Here is a 15444-nt window from a genome sequence, read left to right as displayed (position 1 = left end):
CGTTCAGGTTGTTCGACACCAAAAAGTGGCGCGTCCGTGCCCAAACCCTGCGGGAAGTGGAGTTACAGGAAGCGCCGTAGCATACATGACCCCACTCTATCGAGGGAAACCCTGATTGCGCGGCAAGGGCCGTCTGTCGCGGCGCCGGGCAGGCGCACCCACGGGGACTACGCTGTTTATTGGGGAGCAAGTCTTTCTTCAATGAGGTGAGGGGATGGTTGAATCGCAGCGAATCGCAACGAAACCGGAAATCTACGAAGGACTGATCGACCGATTGGGTCGTGCATTGGATGCAGCGAGGACCGCGGGCCGATTGCGTGATGAACGGCCCGTCGAGTTGGAACTGCGCGGCTTGAGCCGTGCGGAGCTGGAACTGATCAAAGCTTACCTGGAACGTAATAGGCGCAGTGCGCCTCCTTGGGTGGCAACCCCGCCAGCCAAAGAGCCTACGCACTCAGCCAAGGTGGTGTGGCTCAAGGACTTGTCGGCCGGTCGTGGCCCGGAAAGGCTCCGGTCCGCCCGCTTCAAGTAGTTCACTCCCCAGGAACACATCATCGTGCCATGTCACTGTAAAGATTGTCGCTAAACCCCGTTACACCTTAGGCTTCGGGCATCTATGGAGATGCCCGATGCCTATTCGTTATTTCATCAAACAACTGCTCCTGCCACCCGGCATTCTTTTGCTGCTGCTGGCCCTTGCCTGGTGGTTTCGTCGCAGCCGTCCCCGTTTGGCCGGCTGCTGTTTTGCCCTCGGGTTTGGCGGCATGTGGTTGATCAGCCTGCCGGTGGCGGTGGAGTGGGGCGCACGTGCCCTGGAGACCGAACCACCGTTGGCCCGTGAAGACTGGTCGACCCTGGCCCAGCGCGCCGATGCCATTGTGGTGCTGGGCTCGGGACGCGAGCGCGGCGACCCGGCATGGGGTTCTGATCAGCCGACCGGTATCGGCCTGGAGCGCCAGCGGTATGCCGCGCGACTGGCCAAGGCCTCCGGGCTGCCGGTGCTGACCACCGGTGGCCTGCATTACGGTACGCCGCCCAGCGAGGCGCAGTTGATGGCGGTGTCGATGCAGGATGACTTCGGCGTCGATGTGCGCTGGAAGGAGGAACGCAGCCGCACCACCTGGGAAAACGCGCAGATGAGTGCCGGGATTCTATTGCCCGAGGGCATCAAGCGTGTGGTGGTGGTGACCCAGGCCTGGCACATGCCGCGGTCGGTGTGGAGTTTTGAAAAGGCCGGCTTCACCGTGGTGCCGGCACCGGTGGGGTTCCTGGGCGTGGACAACGCCCGGCCGCTGGGCGGCTGGATGCCGGAGTTCAAGTCGGTGTGGCAGAGCGGGCAGTTGATCAATGAAGCGGTGGGGCAGCTAGGCTACCGGTTGTTCTATCGATAACGCCGCCAATCAAAATGTGGGAAGGGGCTTGCCCCCTCCCACACTTTGTTTCGCGTTGGCTCTTAAACGGTTTTGGCCATCCGGCCTGCCAGCAACGTCCAACCAAACAGCGCCAGGCACACGATGATCAGCGGCCACGAGCGCAATTGCAGGTACGGCGTAAGGTTGTGCATCGGCACCACTTCGCCGTAGAGAATGCCGCGTTCGAACTGCGGGATCTGCACGGTGATCTGCCCAAACGGGTTGATCAACCCGGTCACGCCATTATTGGTGGCGCGGATCATCCAGCGGCCAGCCTCCAGCGCACGCATCTGCGCCATTTGCAGGTGCTGCAAGGGGCCGATGGAGCGGCCGAACCAGGTGTCATTGCTGATGGTCAGCAGCAGGTCGCTCTGGGCTGAAAGGCCGGCGGCGAACTCCGGGTATACCACTTCGTAGCAAATGAACGGCGCAATCTGATAGCCCTTGGCTTGCAGCATCGGCTGGTCGGCAGGGCCCCGGGCGAAGTCCGACATGGGCAGGTCGAAGAAGGCAATCAGGCCGCGCAGCATGTCCTGCAGCGGCACGTACTCGCCAAACGGCACCAGTTTCTGCTTGAGGTAGGTGCCGTCACCTTCACCCACCACGGTGATGCCGTTGAAGTAGCGCTTCTGGTGATGCACTTCCTGGCGAATCGGCACGCCGGTGATCAGCGCGGTGTGTCGGTCGGCCGCAAACTTGCCCATCATCCCCAGGTAGCCCTCGACGGACTCCTTGAGCACCGGCACCGCCGTTTCCGGCCACACCAGCAGGTCGACCGGCTTGGAGCTGAAGCTCATGTCGCGGTACAGCGCGAGCTGCGCATTGAGCTGCTCCGGGTCCCACTTCATGCTTTGTTCGACGTTGCCCTGGATCGCGGCAACGCTCAGCGGCGCGCCGGACGGCGTGGTCCAGGCATGATGCTTGAGCGCCAGGCCGATGGCCCAGGGCGCTACCAGCAACACCAGGCCGGCGCCGATAAACCCATTGCGTTTGCCGGCCAACAGGCGTGGCAGGTTGCACAGCAGGGCCGCCGTCAGTGCCAGGGCAAAGGAAATCAGCCACATCCCGCCCACTGGCGCCAGGCCGGTGAGGGGGCCGTCGAGCTGGCTGTAACCGGAGTACAACCACGGGAATCCGGTGAGGAACCAGCCGCGAAAGGCTTCCTGGCCGACCCACAACGCGGCAAACGTGAGCGCATCCGCCAACGGCGCTTCATTGCGACGCAGCCAGCGCGCCCACAGCCAGGCGGGCAGGGCGAAGAACCAGGCAATGGCGGCGGTGAACAACAGCATCAGGAACCCCGCCAGCAGCACCGAAGCGCCGCCGAAGTGGTGGATGCTGTAGTAGATCCAGCTGGTGCCGGCGCCAAACAGGCCGAACCCGAAGCACCAGCCACGGCCCAGGGCCTGGCGCGGCGTCAGCTCCCGCAGCCCGATATAGAACAATCCGACCGCAACCAGTGCAAATGGCCACAGGTCGAACGGCGCCAGCGCCAGGGTGGTGATGGCGCCGGCCACCACGGCCAGCAGATTACCGGGCCAGCCGGGGCGGGTCAGACGGCGCATATCAATCCTTAGCGGGCAATAGGTGTCAGGCGAATCAAGTGGATGCGGCGGCTGTCGGCATTCAGGATGCGGAAGCGATAGGCGCCGATCTCGGTGGTTTCGTTACGCTTTGGCAGGTGCCCGAACGCACTCATCACCAGGCCACCGACGGTGTCGAACTCGTCGTCGGAGAATTCGCTGTCGAAAAACTCATTGAAGTTCTCGATCGGCGTCAGCGCCTTGACCAGGAAGTCACCGCTGGGCAGCGGCTTGATATAGCTGTCTTCTTCGACGTCGTGTTCGTCTTCGATGTCGCCGACGATCTGTTCCAGCACGTCTTCGATGGTCACCAGGCCCGCCACGCCGCCGTATTCGTCGATCACAATGGCCATGTGATTGTGGTTGGCGCGAAATTCGCGCAGCAGCACATTCAGGCGCTTGGATTCGGGCACGAAGGTGGCCGGGCGCAGCAGGTCCTTGATGTTGAAGCTGTCACCGTTCTCCTTGAGGATCAGCGGCAGCAGGTCCTTGGCCAGCAGGACACCCATGACGTCGTCATGGCTTTCGCCGATCACCGGGTAGCGCGAGTGCGCCGAGTCGATCACGGCCGGGAGGAATTCCCGTGGGGTCTGGGTCGCCTTGATGCTGATCATCTGCGAGCGCGGGACCATGATGTCCCGAACCTGCAGGTCAGCCACCTGGATGGCGCCTTCGACGATGGCCAGCGCTTCGCTGTCCAGCAACTTGTTCTGGTGGGCCTCGCGCAGCAGCTCCAGCAGCTCCTGGCGGTTTTTCGGCTCGTGGGCAAAAGCCTGGGTCAGTTTACCCAGCCATGACTTTTGCCCGTTGCTCGATCGGTCTTCGCTCATAGCGATTACTCTAAATCCTTTGATGTGACAGTTGAGTGTTGATCAGTTTTCGTCGTCTGCATATGGATCCGGGTGGCCCAATTCTGCAAGCAACGTTCGTTCCAGTGCTTCCATTTCCTCGGCTTCTTCATCGTCTATATGGTCGTAACCCAAGAGATGCAAGCAGCCGTGGATGACTAGATGGGCCCAGTGAGCCTCAAGTTCCTTGCCTTGTTCCTTCGCTTCACGCTCGACCACCTCGACGCAGATCACCAGGTCGCCCAGCAAGGGGATGTCCAGCAACTCATCGGGTACGTCCGCAGGAAACGACAGCACGTTGGTCGCGTAATCCTTCTGGCGCCAGGTGTGGTTCAGCTCGCGGCCCTCGGGCTCGTCCACCAGGCGGATGGTCAGTTCCGAGTCGGCGCTGCGCTGGCGCAGGGCCAGGGCGCACCACTGACGGAACTGTTCTTCGCTGGGGGCGGGCGCTTCGGTGGCCAGCTGCAGGTCAAGCTCAAGCATCGCGGCGAACGTCCTTGGCCGGTGCGTCATCGCGGTGGTCGAAGCGCTCGTAGGCTTCGACAATGCGCTGCACCAGCGGGTGGCGGACCACGTCCTTGGGCATGAAGTGCGTGAAGCTGATACCCGGCACGTCCTTGAGCACCTCGATCACCTGGGCCAGGCCGGACTTGGTGCCCTTGGGCAGGTCGACCTGGGTGACGTCACCGGTGATCACGGCGGTGGAGCCGAAACCGATCCGGGTGAGGAACATCTTCATCTGCTCGACGGTGGTGTTCTGGCTTTCGTCGAGGATGATGAAGCTGTTGTTCAAGGTGCGGCCGCGCATGTAGGCCAGCGGGGCGATCTCGATCACCTGGCGCTCGATCAGCTTGGCCACGTATTCAAAGCCGAGCATCTCGTACAGCGCGTCGTAGAGCGGGCGCAGGTACGGGTCGATCTTCTGGGCCAGGTCGCCGGGAAGGAAGCCGAGTTTTTCACCGGCCTCGACCGCTGGGCGCACCAGCAGGATACGGCGTACTTGCTCGCGCTCCAGGGCGTCGACCGCACAGGCCACGGCCAGGTAGGTCTTGCCGGTACCGGCGGGGCCGATGCCGAAGTTGATGTCGTTGCCGAGGATTTCCTTGACGTAGCGCTGCTGATTCAAGCCGCGCGGGCGAATCATGCCTTTTTTGGTGCGCAGGGCCACGCTGGCTTCGGCCACCGGGTTGTTGGCCAGGTCTTCCACGGCGGATTCCTGCAGGTACAGGTGCACCGTTTCCGGCGACAGCTCGCTACCCTTGGTTTCACGGTAGAGGCGGCGCAGCAGGTTTTCTGCAGACGTGGTGTGTTGAGGTTCACCAATAAGCTCGAACTGATTGCCGCGATTGCGGATCTCGATGCTCAGGCGTTGTTCGATCAGGCGCAGGTGCTCGTCGAACTGTCCGCACAGGTTGGCGAAACGGCGAGCCTCAAAGGGCTCGAGGAGAAAACGATGGGGTTCTGCTATGGGTGCGTTCAAGGTTGCTTTTAGCCGCCCTTTGGCTGTTTAGGTGAAAGAGAGGATAACGCCAGCACGCCGGGTGCGAAAGCACTTAAACGGAGCATATTGGCTGACGGCGATTCTGTAGGAGCGAGCTTGCTCGCGAAAAACGTCAACGATAACGCGTGCAGCCTGAATATACGCGGTGCCCTCAGGTTTTTCGCGGGCAAGCTCGCTCCTACAGAAACTTGGTTTATTGCACCAGCGAGCCGCGCAGCGAGTGCGGTTGCGCCGCATCGATATGCACGTCGGCAAACTGACCGATCAATGTCGGATTATCGCAACGGAAGTTGACGATCCGGTTGTTCTCGGTACGGCCCTGCAATTCACCAGGGTCTTTTTTCGAGTAGTCGGTGACCAGGATGCGCTGGATCGAACCGACCATTTGTCGGCTGATCTCGAAACCCTGCTGGTTGAGGCGATGTTGCAGCGCGTTCAAGCGCTCTTTTTTCAGTGCTTCCGGGGTTTCGTCCAGCAGGTCCGCCGCCGGGGTGCCGGGGCGCTGGCTGTAGACGAACGAGTAGGAAAAGTCGAAACCGACGTCTTCGATCAGCTTCATGGTCTGCTGGAAGTCTTTCTCGGTTTCGCCGGGGAAGCCGACGATAAAGTCCGAACTGATGCAGATGCCTGGCACTGCGGCGCGCAATTTACGCAGTTTGGATTTGTATTCCAGGGCGGTGTGGTTGCGTTTCATCGCCGAGAGGATGCGGTCCGAGCCCGACTGCACCGGCAAGTGCAGGTGCTTGACCAGTTCCGGTACGTCGGCATGGGCCTGGATCAGGCTGTCGGAGAATTCCAGCGGGTGCGAGGTGGTGTAGCGAATGCGTTCGATGCCATCCACCGCAGCGACCACGCGGATCAACTCCGCCAGGTCAGCCAGGCGCCCGTCGTGGGTCAGGCCGCGATAGCCGTTGACGTTCTGGCCCAGCAGGGTCACTTCGCGCACACCGTTTTCGGCCAGGTGGATGATTTCTGCGAGCACGTCGTCAAACGGCCGGCTGACCTCTTCACCACGGGTGTAGGGCACCACACAGAAGGTGCAGTACTTGCTGCAGCCTTCCATCACCGACACGTAGGCGCTCGGCCCGTCGATGCGCGGTTCGGGCAGGTGGTCGAATTTTTCGATTTCCGGGAACGAGACGTCGACCTGGGGCAGCTTGGTGATGCGTGCGGCGTCGATCATTTCCGGCAGACGGTGCAGGGTCTGTGGGCCGAAGACCACGTCGACATACGGCGCACGGTCGCGGATCGCGGCGCCTTCCTGGCTGGCCACGCAACCGCCGACGGCGATCACCATGTCCGGGTTGGCCAGTTTCAATTCGCGCCAGCGGCCCAGCTGCGAGTACACACGGTCCTGGGCCCGCTCGCGGATCGAGCAGGTATTGAGCAGGATCACGTCGGCATCTTCGGCGCGGGCGGTGACTTCCAGGGCCTGGTGTTCACCCAGCAGGTCGACCATGCGCGAGCTGTCGTACTCGTTCATCTGGCAACCGTGGGTTTCGATATAAAGCTTCTTGGCCATGGGAATCGTCAACTGGTGGTAAAGAACCGCGCATTATAGGGGTCATGCCCATCGGTTCCTAGCACTGTGCATCGGGTGCCATGCTATAGTTCGCGCCCTCTTTTATATCCCCCATGTGTTCCTCACCCACCATGACCAAACGTGAAGCTCCAATCTATAAGGTGATTTTCCTCAACCAGGGCCAGGTGTTCGAAATGTACGCCAAGCAGATCTATCAAAGTGATCTGTGGGGTTTCCTGGAAGTGGAAGAGTTCGTCTTTGGCGAGCGCACACAGCTGGTCGTCGACCCGGGCGAGGAAAAACTCAAGGCTCAGTTCGAAGGCGTGGTGCGCAGTTTTGTGCCGATGCATTCGATCGTGCGCATCGACGAAGTCGAGCGCCTGGGCACGCCGAAAATCAGCGAAGCCCGGGGCATGAGCAATGTCATGCCGTTTCCGATGCCGATGCCTGAGAAGTAGGCGGGGTATCAGGGCAGGGGTGAGAAGGGCGAGCGCCCATCGGCACTCTGCAGCTCCAGCAGGTAGTTGCGGAAAATCTGCCCCAGGACCTGGGTGGCCACTTCCAATTCATCGCGTTGCATGTGCTCGGCGACTTCGTCGGCAGTGTCCAGCGCGTCTTCGGCGCCGTTGACCGCGGCCATTTTCAGCACGATATAGGCCTGGACGTTATTGGCCGGCACGCCTTCGCCTTTGAAGAACATGGTGCCCAACTGGAATTGCGCCTGGGCGTGGCCCTGCAACGAGGCTTTCTCGAAGTAGCTCAAGGCTTTGTTGAGGTCACGGGCCGGGTTCTTGCTGTCGTGGTAGTACTCGCCCAACTCGTATTGCGCCTGCGCATCCCCACCGTCGGCCTGTTTCTGACACGCGCTCAGGGCTTCGGCCTGGCTGTCCGGCTGGGTATTGAGGGTGCAACGACCCATCGCTGGGATTAACAACGAGTTGCCGCCTGCCTGGGCATGTGCCAGCAGCGGCTGAAGGAGCAACAGGCAGCCCAGTACCAGGGTGCGGCCGGTGCGTTTCATGGGAATCGACTTACCTCTGACGGGGCACGCGGATCCTCGGGGGATCCAATAAGCGCGCATTATGAAATAAGCAGGCCTCTGCTTACAAAGTCTTTACTCGTTTTTCTGCTGCTTAGGCAAGTTATCTGCCGGATTGCAGGTAAATTCTCGGAAAAATAAGGAAATCCCTGTAGGCAAAGTAGCAAATCTGACGCCGCCCACCGCGACGTCAGGTTTTTGCTCCGGCTTATTTCAGTACGGCGAAGGCGCGTTCGGCGGCATCCAGGGTCAGTTTCAGCTCGGCGTCGCCATGGGCGATCGAGGTGAAGCCGGCTTCGAAGGCACTCGGCGCCAGGTACACGCCGCCTTCCAGCATCAGGTGGAAGAAGCGCTTGAACAGGTCGGCATCGCTGCCCATCACATCATCAAAGGTGACGATGTCATCGGCGCCGCTGAAGTACAGGCCAAACATGCCGCCTGCTTGCGTGGTCACGAACGGGATACCGGCGGCGTCGGCGCGCTGTTGCAGGCCGTCCAGCAGGCGGGTGGTGTAGTCGGTCAGCTCGGCGTGGAAGCCCGGGCGGCTGATCAGGCGCAGGGTGGTCAGGCCGGCCGCCATGGCCAGCGGATTACCCGAGAGTGTGCCGGCCTGGTACACCGGACCCAGCGGCGCGATGTGCTGCATGATTTCACGCTTGCCGCCGAAGCAGCCCACGGGCATGCCGCCCCCGATGATCTTGCCGAATGTGCTCAGGTCCGGCGTGACGCCGTAGTGCGCCTGGGCGCCGCCGAGGGCAACGCGGAAGCCGGTCATCACTTCGTCGAAAATCAGCACCACGCCGTGCTTGTCGCACTGTTCGCGCAGGCCTTCCAGAAAGCCCGGGGCGGGCGGCACGCAGTTCATGTTGCCGGCCACCGGCTCGACGATGATGCACGCCACGTCCTGGCCGACTTCGCTGAGCATCTGCTCGACGGCACCGATGTCGTTGAACGGCAGGGTCAGGGTGTGTTTGGCGAACGCTGCCGGTACGCCGGCCGAGCTGGGTATGCCTTGGGTCAGCGCGCCGGAACCGGCTTTGACCAGCAGGCTGTCGGAATGGCCGTGGTAGCAGCCTTCGAACTTGATGATGCTGTCGCGGCCGGTGAAACCACGGGCCAGGCGAATCGCACTCATGGTGGCTTCGGTGCCGGAGCTGACCATGCGCACCATCTCCATCGAAGGCACGATGCTGCAGACCAGATCGGCCATCTCGGTTTCCATGGCGGTCGGCGCGCCGTAGGACAGGCCGTGTTCCAGCTGCCTGCGCACGGCGTCCAGCACGTCGGGGTGGCTGTGGCCGAGGATCATCGGGCCCCAGGAGCCGACGTAATCCACGTAGCGCTTGTCATCTTCGTCGGTGACGTAGGCGCCTTCGGCATGCTTGAAGAACAACGGCGTGCCGCCCACGCTTTTGAACGCACGCACGGGAGAGTTCACACCGCCGGGGATGTGTTTCTGGGCATCGGCAAACAGGGTTTCGGAACGAGACATGGTGAGGGCTCTCTGAATTCAGGATTTGATTAATGCGTTGAAGGCGCGGGCGCGGCGCGTGACTTCCTGGGTACTGTCGGCACCGAACAGGCCGTGGACCACGGCCAGCAGGTCGGCACCCTGGGCCACCAGCGGTCCGGCGTTCTCCAGGGTGATGCCGCCGATCACGCAGATCGGCACATGCAGGCGCTTGCGGGCCTCGGCGAGCATTTCAGCGGTGGCGGCCGGAGCGCCCGGCTTGGTGTTGGAATTGAAGAAGCGGCCGAAGGCGACATAACTGGCGCCTTCTCTTGCCGCCTGTTCGGCCAGTTCGATCTGGCCGTGGCAGGTGGCGCCGATGATCGCCTTGGAACCGAGCAACGCACGGGCCGGCGTCAGTGGGCCGTCGGTCTGGCCCAGGTGCACGCCGACGCCCAGGCGCGCGGCCAGGTCGAAGTCATCATTGATAATAAGCTGGGTCTTGTAGCGCGAGCACAGCTCCCGCAGTTTTTCGGCTTCGCGCAGGCGCCGGGCTTCATCGCTGCTTTTGTCGCGGTACTGCAGCAGGGTCACGCCACCGTCCAATGCCGCTTCGACGTAGGCGAGGAACTTGCCGGCCAACAGTTGGCTGTCGGTAATGGCGTAAAGGCCACGTAGTTTCATCGGGCAGGCCTCTTGCTGTTAAGAGCAGATAGTTACGAGCAGAAATCCAGTGGCAGACGGCGCGGTACGAACTGGCCCTGGCCGAGTTGTTCGGCGTCACGCAGGGTGCGCCAAGTGTAGTTAAGTGCCGACTGCACCGCACTCACCAGCCCTTCGCCTTGGGCGATCCGTCCGGCCAGGGCGCTGGCCAGGGTGCAGCCCGAACCGTGATAGCTGCCGGGCAGGCGCTGGCAGGTAAAGGTCTGGCGCGTGCCATCACGGCTGTAGAGACGGTTGTGCACTTCGTGCTCATCGCCATGGCCGCCGGTGATCAACAGGTGCTTGATAAACGGCAACAGCTTCGCAGCGCATTCGTCGGCGGTGCCCTCAGGCAGTTCGGCGAGGATACGGGCTTCAGGCAGGTTCGGCGTGGCGATCAGCGACAACGGCAACAGCCGCTCGCGCATGGCATAGCCGACTTCGTCCTTGCCCAGGCTGCCACCGCCGCCGGCGCGCAGCACCGGGTCGCACACCACCGACAGGTGCGGGTGCGCCTGCAGCAGTTCGACCACGGTGTCGACCATCGCGGTGGAGCCGAGCATGCCCAGCTTGACCGCCGCCACGTCGGAGTCACCGAGGACGGCATTGGCCTGGGCCATTACCCACTCACGGTCCAGTACGCGGAAATCGCTGACATTGACGGTGTTCTGCACGGTCAGGGCAGTGACGGCCGGGGCCGCATGGCAGCCTTGGGCGAGGAGGGCTTCGATATCTGCCTGCAAGCCGGCGCCACCACTGGGATCATGGCCGGAGAGACAGAGGACAACGGGGCGAGAGCTGTAGATATTCATGGTGCGCGAGCTTACCACCAAACGCTTTTGGCGGGGCCTTCGGGCGATGCTTGAATGTTGTCGCGCAAACGCCGCTTTTTTGGCGTGTGCTCGGCTGCGAAAACGCTCTGAAAGCCTTGTCCTAGAGCCTTTCAAAAAATTATTTCAATGGTGTCCAATGGCCTTTAGCGGCTATGCTAAAGTGGATTCAAACAACTTAACTGTACCGCCGGTGTACGTCTTCTCAAAAGGAATGGGGGGCTTTTGACATAACCGGACAGGCCACGCTGGGGCTCGCATGCGCTATTTGCTGATCTTATTGTTGTGCGGGCTACCGATGCTCGCCAGCGCCATCGAGTTCAACCAGGACACCCGAAGCCTGCCGCTGGGCCGAGCCATGCAAGTGCTCGAAGACCCCACCGATGCCCTCACCATCGCCGAAGTAAGCTCCCCCGCCTACGCCGCTCAATTCAAGCACCATGACAAAGCCACCCTCAACGCCGGCTATTCGCGCTCGGTGTTCTGGCTCAAGGTCGACCTGCATTACGTGGCCAAGGACCCCCGTGCCCCCCGCACCTGGTTCCTGGAGTTGGCTTACCCGCCGCTGAATCATCTGGACCTGTACCAGAATGATGGCACCGGCAACTATCGGCTGGCCAGCCGTACCGGCAGTGCGCTGCCTTTTTCCAGCCGTGAGGTCAGCCAGAGCAACTACCTGTTCAAGCTCAATTTCGTGCCCGACCAGCAGCAAACGCTCTACCTGCGCCTGCAAAGCGAGGGCTCGATCCAGGCGCCGTTGACGCTCTGGGCCGGCACCGCTTACCTGGAGCAACAACCGCTGCGCCTGTCTGTGCTGGGGGTGATCTATGGCGTATTGCTGGGGATGCTGGTCTACAACCTGTTCATCTACCTGAGCGTGCGCGACACCAGCTACCTGTATTACATCCTCTATATCGCCTCGTTTGGCCTGTACCAACTGTCGGTCAATGGCGTGGCCGTGCAGTACTTCTGGCCGAACAACCCGTGGTGGGCGAATGCGGCGGTGCCGTTGCTGATCGGTTCGGCGGCGCTGTTCGGCAGCCTGTTCGCCCGCAGCTTCCTGCATACCGCGCAGCACAGCCGCTGGCTCAACCGGCTCTTGCTGGCACTGGCGGTGTGCGGTGGCGTAGTGATGGCGCTGGCGCTGCTGACCAGCTACGCCCTGGCCTTGCGCCTGGCGACCGGCCTGGCGCTGGTATTCACCGTGACCATCTTCGTCGCCGCCATCAAGGCCTGGTACTGCGGCCAGCGAGTGGCGCGGTATTTCATCATCGCCTGGTCGGCGTTCCTGCTGGGCGGGGTGGTGAACACGCTGATGGTACTGGGCTACCTGCCCAATGTGTTCCTCACCATGTACGCCAGCCAGATCGGCTCGGCAATTGAAGTGGCGCTGTTATCCCTGGCCCTCGCCGACCGCATCAATGCCATGCGTGAACAACAGGCACAGATCCTGTTCGATGCCAGCCAGAAGCTCGAAGTGCTCAACCAGCAACTGGCCCGCAGCAACCGTCTCAAGGATGAATTCCTCGCGACGCTGACCCACGAACTGCGCACGCCCATGAACGGTGTGATCGGCTCCCTTGAGCTGATGCAAACGGTGCCGCTGGACGACGACCTGGCGCAGTACCAGCAAACGGCCGCCGGTTCGGCACGGGACATGATGCGCATGGTCAATGGCATCCTCACCCTCACCGAATTGCAGGCCGGGCGCCTGAGTGCCCAGCCTCGGGTATTCAGCCTGCGGGGCGTGCTCGACACCCTACGCCAGCAATTCACCACCAGTGCCCAAGGCAAAGGCCTGGCGTTTTCCATCGATGTGGCCGATGAGCTGCCGGACCGCATGGTGGGCGACGCCGACAAACTGCTCCAGTGCCTGGATTGCCTGTTGGACAATGCGTTCAAGTTCACCCGCGAAGGTTCCGTGCGCCTGCGGGTGGTGGGTGTGCCTCACAGTGACGGCGATGTGCGCCTGAGCTTCATTGTGACCGACACCGGTATTGGCTTCGCCTTCCTTGACGAGGCGACCTTGTACCAGCGCTTTTTCCAACTCGATGGCTCCATGACCCGCGAATACGGCGGCCTGGGCATCGGCCTGGCCATCTGCCGGCAATTGATCGAGCTGTTGGGCGGGCGCCTTACCCATCATTCCGAGCCGCACAAGGGCAGCCGCTTCCAGCTGGACGTGAACGTCAGCCCGGTGCCGCCGGAAGCAAAACCGGCGCCCGGCCGGCAACGCGCGCCCCAGGATTGCGCGGTATTGCTGGTGGATGACAACAGCGTCGGCCAGTTGGCGGTGCGCGGCATGTTGCTCAAGCTGGGTTACCGGGTGAAAACCGTGGACAGTGGCCCGGCGGCGTTGGCGGCCTTGCAGGGGCAAAACTTCGACGCGGTCTTGCTGGATGTGCCCGAAGGCGGTTTCTCGTTGTGTTGTCAGATCCGTGCACTGCCGGGCTGCGGTGAATTGCCGGTGATCGCCTTGAGTGCGTCGCTGCACACGTCCGAGCGCGAGCGCAGCCATGGCGTCGGCATCACCGACCGTCTGGCCAAGCCGGTGCGCTTCGAGGCGCTGCAGTCGGTACTGGAGCGCCGCTTGTTGAGCGCGCCCGAGGGCGAAAGCGCCGGGCATTCGGCGGGTATGCCACTTTTTTAACCCGGATGACGGTGCTTAACTGAAAAAACCGGCCTCAATCGATCTGCGCCTTTCTTTATGGGTAGGTGCGCATTCGACAGGGCCTTTTTCCAGGAGGCCCGTCATGAACCTGCATCAGTTCGCCGAAACCCACGACGTCACCAACCAGCCGCCCTCCCTGGACGGCACCAACCTGTACCGCATCGACGTGCCCCTGCAAGACTGGTCGCGGCGCTTTGGGGCCGGCTGGGCGCAGGCGCGCATCGATGCGTACGGGGCGTTGGCCGGCGGGCCGCTGATGGCGGCCGGGTTCCTGGCCAACCAGAACAAACCGGTGTTCAGCAGCCATGACCGGTATGGGCATCGCATCGACCTGGTGGAGTTTCACCCGGCCTACCACGAACTGATGCGCGCCGCGGTCGAGCATGGCCTGCCGTCGCTGCCGTGGGCCCATCCACAGTCCGGTGCCCATGTGGCGCGTGCGGCCATGACCTACCTGCACAGCCAGGCTGAGGCCGGCACCGGCTGCCCGCTGACCATGACTTTTGCCTGCGTCCCGGCCCTGCGCTTGCAACCGGACCTGGCGCAGGCCTGGCTGCCGAAAATCCTCAGCACCCACTATGACCCGCGCAATGTCGGCATTGTCCACAAGGCCGGTGCAACCATCGGCATGGCCATGACCGAGAAACAGGGTGGCACCGACGTGCGTGCCAACACCACCCGCGCCTATCCGGTGGGCGCTGGCGGGCCCGGGCAAGCCTATGAGCTGGTCGGTCACAAGTGGTTCTGCTCGGCGCCGATGTGCGATGCCTTCCTGACCCTGGCCCAGACCGACAAAGGCCTGACCTGTTTCCTGCTGCCCCGGCATCGCCCGGATGACACCCGCAACGAGTTCTACATCCAGCGCCTGAAAAACAAGCTGGGTAACTGCTCCAACGCCTCAAGTGAAGTGGAGTTTCGCGGTGCCCTGGCCTGGATGATCGGCGAAGAGGGGCGTGGCGTGCCCACCATCATCGAGATGGTCGCCATGACCCGTTTCGATTGCATGGTCGGTTCCAGCGCCTTGATGCGCCAGGCGCTGACCCAGGCCAGCCATCACTGTGCTCATCGCCGGGTCGGTGGCCGTGTGCTCAGCGAGCAGCCGCTGATGCAAAACGTGCTGGCCGACCTGGCTCTGGAAAGCGAAGCCTCGCTGGCCTTGAGCATGCGCATGGGCTGCGCCCTGGACAACCTGGGCGATGAGCGCGAAGCCAAGTTCGCTCGGCTGGTAACGGCGGTGGGCAAGTATTGGATCTGCAAGCGCGCCCCGGCGATGATCAACGAAGCCGCCGAGTGCATGGGCGGCGCGGGCTATGTGGAGGACAGCATTCTGCCGCGCCTGTACCGTGAAGCGCCGGTGAATTCGACATGGGAAGGTTCCGGCAATGTGCAATGCCTGGACGTGCTGCGCGCACTCTCCAAGGAGCCCGGCGTGCTGGAAGCGCTGTTTGTCGAACTCGGTGACGGGCATGGCGATAAGCAACTGGCACGGCATATCGAACACCTGAAGTCGGCGTTCATGGACACCCAGGACATCCAGTACCGCGCGCGGCAGTTGACCGAGGATATTGCCGTGGCGCTACAGGCCAAGTTGCTGCTGGAGGCCGGTCATGCGGCGGTCAGCGATGGTTTTATCGCCAGCCGTTTGGGCCAGTCGTCTGGCCGCGTCTACGGCACCTTGCCGCGTGGCGTCGATGTCGGGGCCATCGTCGCGCGCTCAAGTCCCAATGTCTCTGAATAAACACGGTCCACATGTGGGAGGGGGCTTGCTCCCGATGGCTGAGTGTCAGTCAGCCTATCTGTAAACTGACCCACCGCTATCGGGAGCAAGCTCCCTCCCACAGGGATTGCAGCCCTCTTGAGAGGGCACTCCAATTCAAGGTTTGCGT

The 15444-nt window shown here is 62.3% G+C and carries 14 protein-coding genes; 5 read left to right on the top strand and 9 right to left on the bottom strand.

Annotation, left to right across the window (positions count from 1 at the left end; translation table 11 throughout):
• Window positions 1-214: 214 nt before the first annotated feature.
• Both NIBR502773_RS11535 and NIBR502773_RS11530 read left to right on the top strand, forming a co-directional pair.
• Window positions 215-532 carry a hypothetical protein gene (locus NIBR502773_RS11535; RefSeq protein ID WP_115487516.1) on the top strand — a complete coding sequence of 106 codons (318 nt, stop codon included), beginning with the start codon at window positions 215-217 and terminating at the stop codon, window positions 530-532.
• Window positions 533-629: 97 nt separating this feature from the next.
• A complete protein-coding gene (locus NIBR502773_RS11530; RefSeq protein WP_141156094.1) occupies window positions 630-1391 on the top strand; it encodes a YdcF family protein in 762 nt (253 codons plus the stop codon).
• A gap of 62 nt (window positions 1392-1453) precedes the next feature.
• Here NIBR502773_RS11530 and lnt read toward each other — a convergent pair whose 3' ends face one another.
• The 5 genes from lnt to miaB all read right to left on the bottom strand — a co-directional run bounded on the left by lnt (window position 1454) and on the right by miaB (window position 6866).
• A complete protein-coding gene (gene lnt, locus NIBR502773_RS11525; protein WP_141156093.1) occupies window positions 1454-2977 on the bottom strand; it encodes an apolipoprotein N-acyltransferase in 1524 nt (507 codons plus the stop codon).
• An 8-nt stretch (window positions 2978-2985) separates the two neighbouring features.
• Window positions 2986-3825, bottom strand: a complete 840-nt coding sequence (locus NIBR502773_RS11520; RefSeq protein WP_005791724.1) for an HlyC/CorC family transporter — start codon at window positions 3823-3825, stop codon at window positions 2986-2988.
• 42 nt (window positions 3826-3867) lie between these two features.
• The gene (gene ybeY / locus NIBR502773_RS11515) at window positions 3868-4326 is read right to left on the bottom strand and encodes an rRNA maturation RNase YbeY (protein ID WP_027605250.1); all 459 of its coding nucleotides are present in this window, start codon (window positions 4324-4326) and stop codon (window positions 3868-3870) included.
• On the bottom strand, window positions 4319-5323 hold the full coding sequence (locus NIBR502773_RS11510; RefSeq protein ID WP_053138073.1) for a PhoH family protein: 1005 nt from the start codon (window positions 5321-5323) through the stop codon (window positions 4319-4321). Before NIBR502773_RS11510 ends, ybeY begins: the two co-directional genes overlap by 8 nt.
• A 214-nt stretch (window positions 5324-5537) precedes the next feature.
• Entirely contained in the window at window positions 5538-6866 is a 1329-nt protein-coding gene (gene miaB, locus NIBR502773_RS11500; protein WP_027605252.1) for a tRNA (N6-isopentenyl adenosine(37)-C2)-methylthiotransferase MiaB, read from the bottom strand.
• A gap of 131 nt (window positions 6867-6997) precedes the next feature.
• On the opposite strand from miaB, the gene NIBR502773_RS11495 reads away from it, so the two are divergent.
• Entirely contained in the window at window positions 6998-7324 is a 327-nt protein-coding gene (locus tag NIBR502773_RS11495; RefSeq protein WP_003215457.1) for a DUF1820 family protein, read from the top strand.
• An 8-nt stretch (window positions 7325-7332) separates the two neighbouring features.
• Here NIBR502773_RS11495 and NIBR502773_RS11490 read toward each other — a convergent pair whose 3' ends face one another.
• From NIBR502773_RS11490 to NIBR502773_RS11475, 4 genes are all read right to left on the bottom strand, one after another.
• The gene (locus tag NIBR502773_RS11490; protein ID WP_065924979.1) at window positions 7333-7887 is read right to left on the bottom strand and encodes a tetratricopeptide repeat protein; all 555 of its coding nucleotides are present in this window, start codon (window positions 7885-7887) and stop codon (window positions 7333-7335) included.
• 226 nt (window positions 7888-8113) lie between these two features.
• Entirely contained in the window at window positions 8114-9397 is a 1284-nt protein-coding gene (hemL, locus tag NIBR502773_RS11485) for a glutamate-1-semialdehyde 2,1-aminomutase (protein WP_141156091.1), read from the bottom strand.
• An 18-nt stretch (window positions 9398-9415) separates the two neighbouring features.
• Window positions 9416-10039 carry a thiamine phosphate synthase gene (gene thiE, locus NIBR502773_RS11480; protein ID WP_141156090.1) on the bottom strand — a complete coding sequence of 208 codons (624 nt, stop codon included), beginning with the start codon at window positions 10037-10039 and terminating at the stop codon, window positions 9416-9418.
• A gap of 32 nt (window positions 10040-10071) precedes the next feature.
• Window positions 10072-10869, bottom strand: a complete 798-nt coding sequence (locus NIBR502773_RS11475; protein ID WP_141156089.1) for a hydroxymethylpyrimidine/phosphomethylpyrimidine kinase — start codon at window positions 10867-10869, stop codon at window positions 10072-10074.
• A gap of 277 nt (window positions 10870-11146) precedes the next feature.
• Between NIBR502773_RS11475 and NIBR502773_RS11470 the strand changes: the two genes are divergently transcribed.
• On the top strand, window positions 11147-13537 hold the full coding sequence (locus NIBR502773_RS11470; protein ID WP_141156088.1) for a hybrid sensor histidine kinase/response regulator: 2391 nt from the start codon (window positions 11147-11149) through the stop codon (window positions 13535-13537).
• A gap of 103 nt (window positions 13538-13640) precedes the next feature.
• The gene (locus NIBR502773_RS11465; RefSeq protein WP_141156087.1) at window positions 13641-15296 is read left to right on the top strand and encodes an acyl-CoA dehydrogenase family protein; all 1656 of its coding nucleotides are present in this window, start codon (window positions 13641-13643) and stop codon (window positions 15294-15296) included.
• Window positions 15297-15444 lie beyond the last annotated feature (148 nt).

The organism is Pseudomonas sp. NIBRBAC000502773 (assembly GCF_006517195.1).
In the GTDB taxonomy this organism is placed as follows: Bacteria; Pseudomonadota; Gammaproteobacteria; order Pseudomonadales; family Pseudomonadaceae; genus Aquipseudomonas; species Aquipseudomonas marginalis.
The sequence above is the reverse complement of the archived record's forward strand: the minus strand, read 5'-3'. Positions and strand labels throughout refer to the sequence as shown.

Coding starts and splice junctions, on each gene's coding strand:
- NIBR502773_RS11535 (WP_115487516.1), top strand. CDS start 215: ATGGTTGAATCGCAGCGAATCGCAACGAAACCGGAAATCTACGAAGGA.
- NIBR502773_RS11530 (WP_141156094.1), top strand. CDS start 630: ATGCCTATTCGTTATTTCATCAAACAACTGCTCCTGCCACCCGGCATT.
- lnt (WP_141156093.1), bottom strand. CDS start 2,977: ATGCGCCGTCTGACCCGCCCCGGCTGGCCCGGTAATCTGCTGGCCGTG.
- NIBR502773_RS11520 (WP_005791724.1), bottom strand. CDS start 3,825: ATGAGCGAAGACCGATCGAGCAACGGGCAAAAGTCATGGCTGGGTAAA.
- ybeY (WP_027605250.1), bottom strand. CDS start 4,326: ATGCTTGAGCTTGACCTGCAGCTGGCCACCGAAGCGCCCGCCCCCAGC.
- miaB (WP_027605252.1), bottom strand. CDS start 6,866: ATGGCCAAGAAGCTTTATATCGAAACCCACGGTTGCCAGATGAACGAG.
- NIBR502773_RS11495 (WP_003215457.1), top strand. CDS start 6,998: ATGACCAAACGTGAAGCTCCAATCTATAAGGTGATTTTCCTCAACCAG.
- NIBR502773_RS11490 (WP_065924979.1), bottom strand. CDS start 7,887: ATGAAACGCACCGGCCGCACCCTGGTACTGGGCTGCCTGTTGCTCCTT.
- hemL (WP_141156091.1), bottom strand. CDS start 9,397: ATGTCTCGTTCCGAAACCCTGTTTGCCGATGCCCAGAAACACATCCCC.
- thiE (WP_141156090.1), bottom strand. CDS start 10,039: ATGAAACTACGTGGCCTTTACGCCATTACCGACAGCCAACTGTTGGCC.
- NIBR502773_RS11475 (WP_141156089.1), bottom strand. CDS start 10,869: ATGAATATCTACAGCTCTCGCCCCGTTGTCCTCTGTCTCTCCGGCCAT.
- NIBR502773_RS11470 (WP_141156088.1), top strand. CDS start 11,147: ATGCGCTATTTGCTGATCTTATTGTTGTGCGGGCTACCGATGCTCGCC.
- NIBR502773_RS11465 (WP_141156087.1), top strand. CDS start 13,641: ATGAACCTGCATCAGTTCGCCGAAACCCACGACGTCACCAACCAGCCG.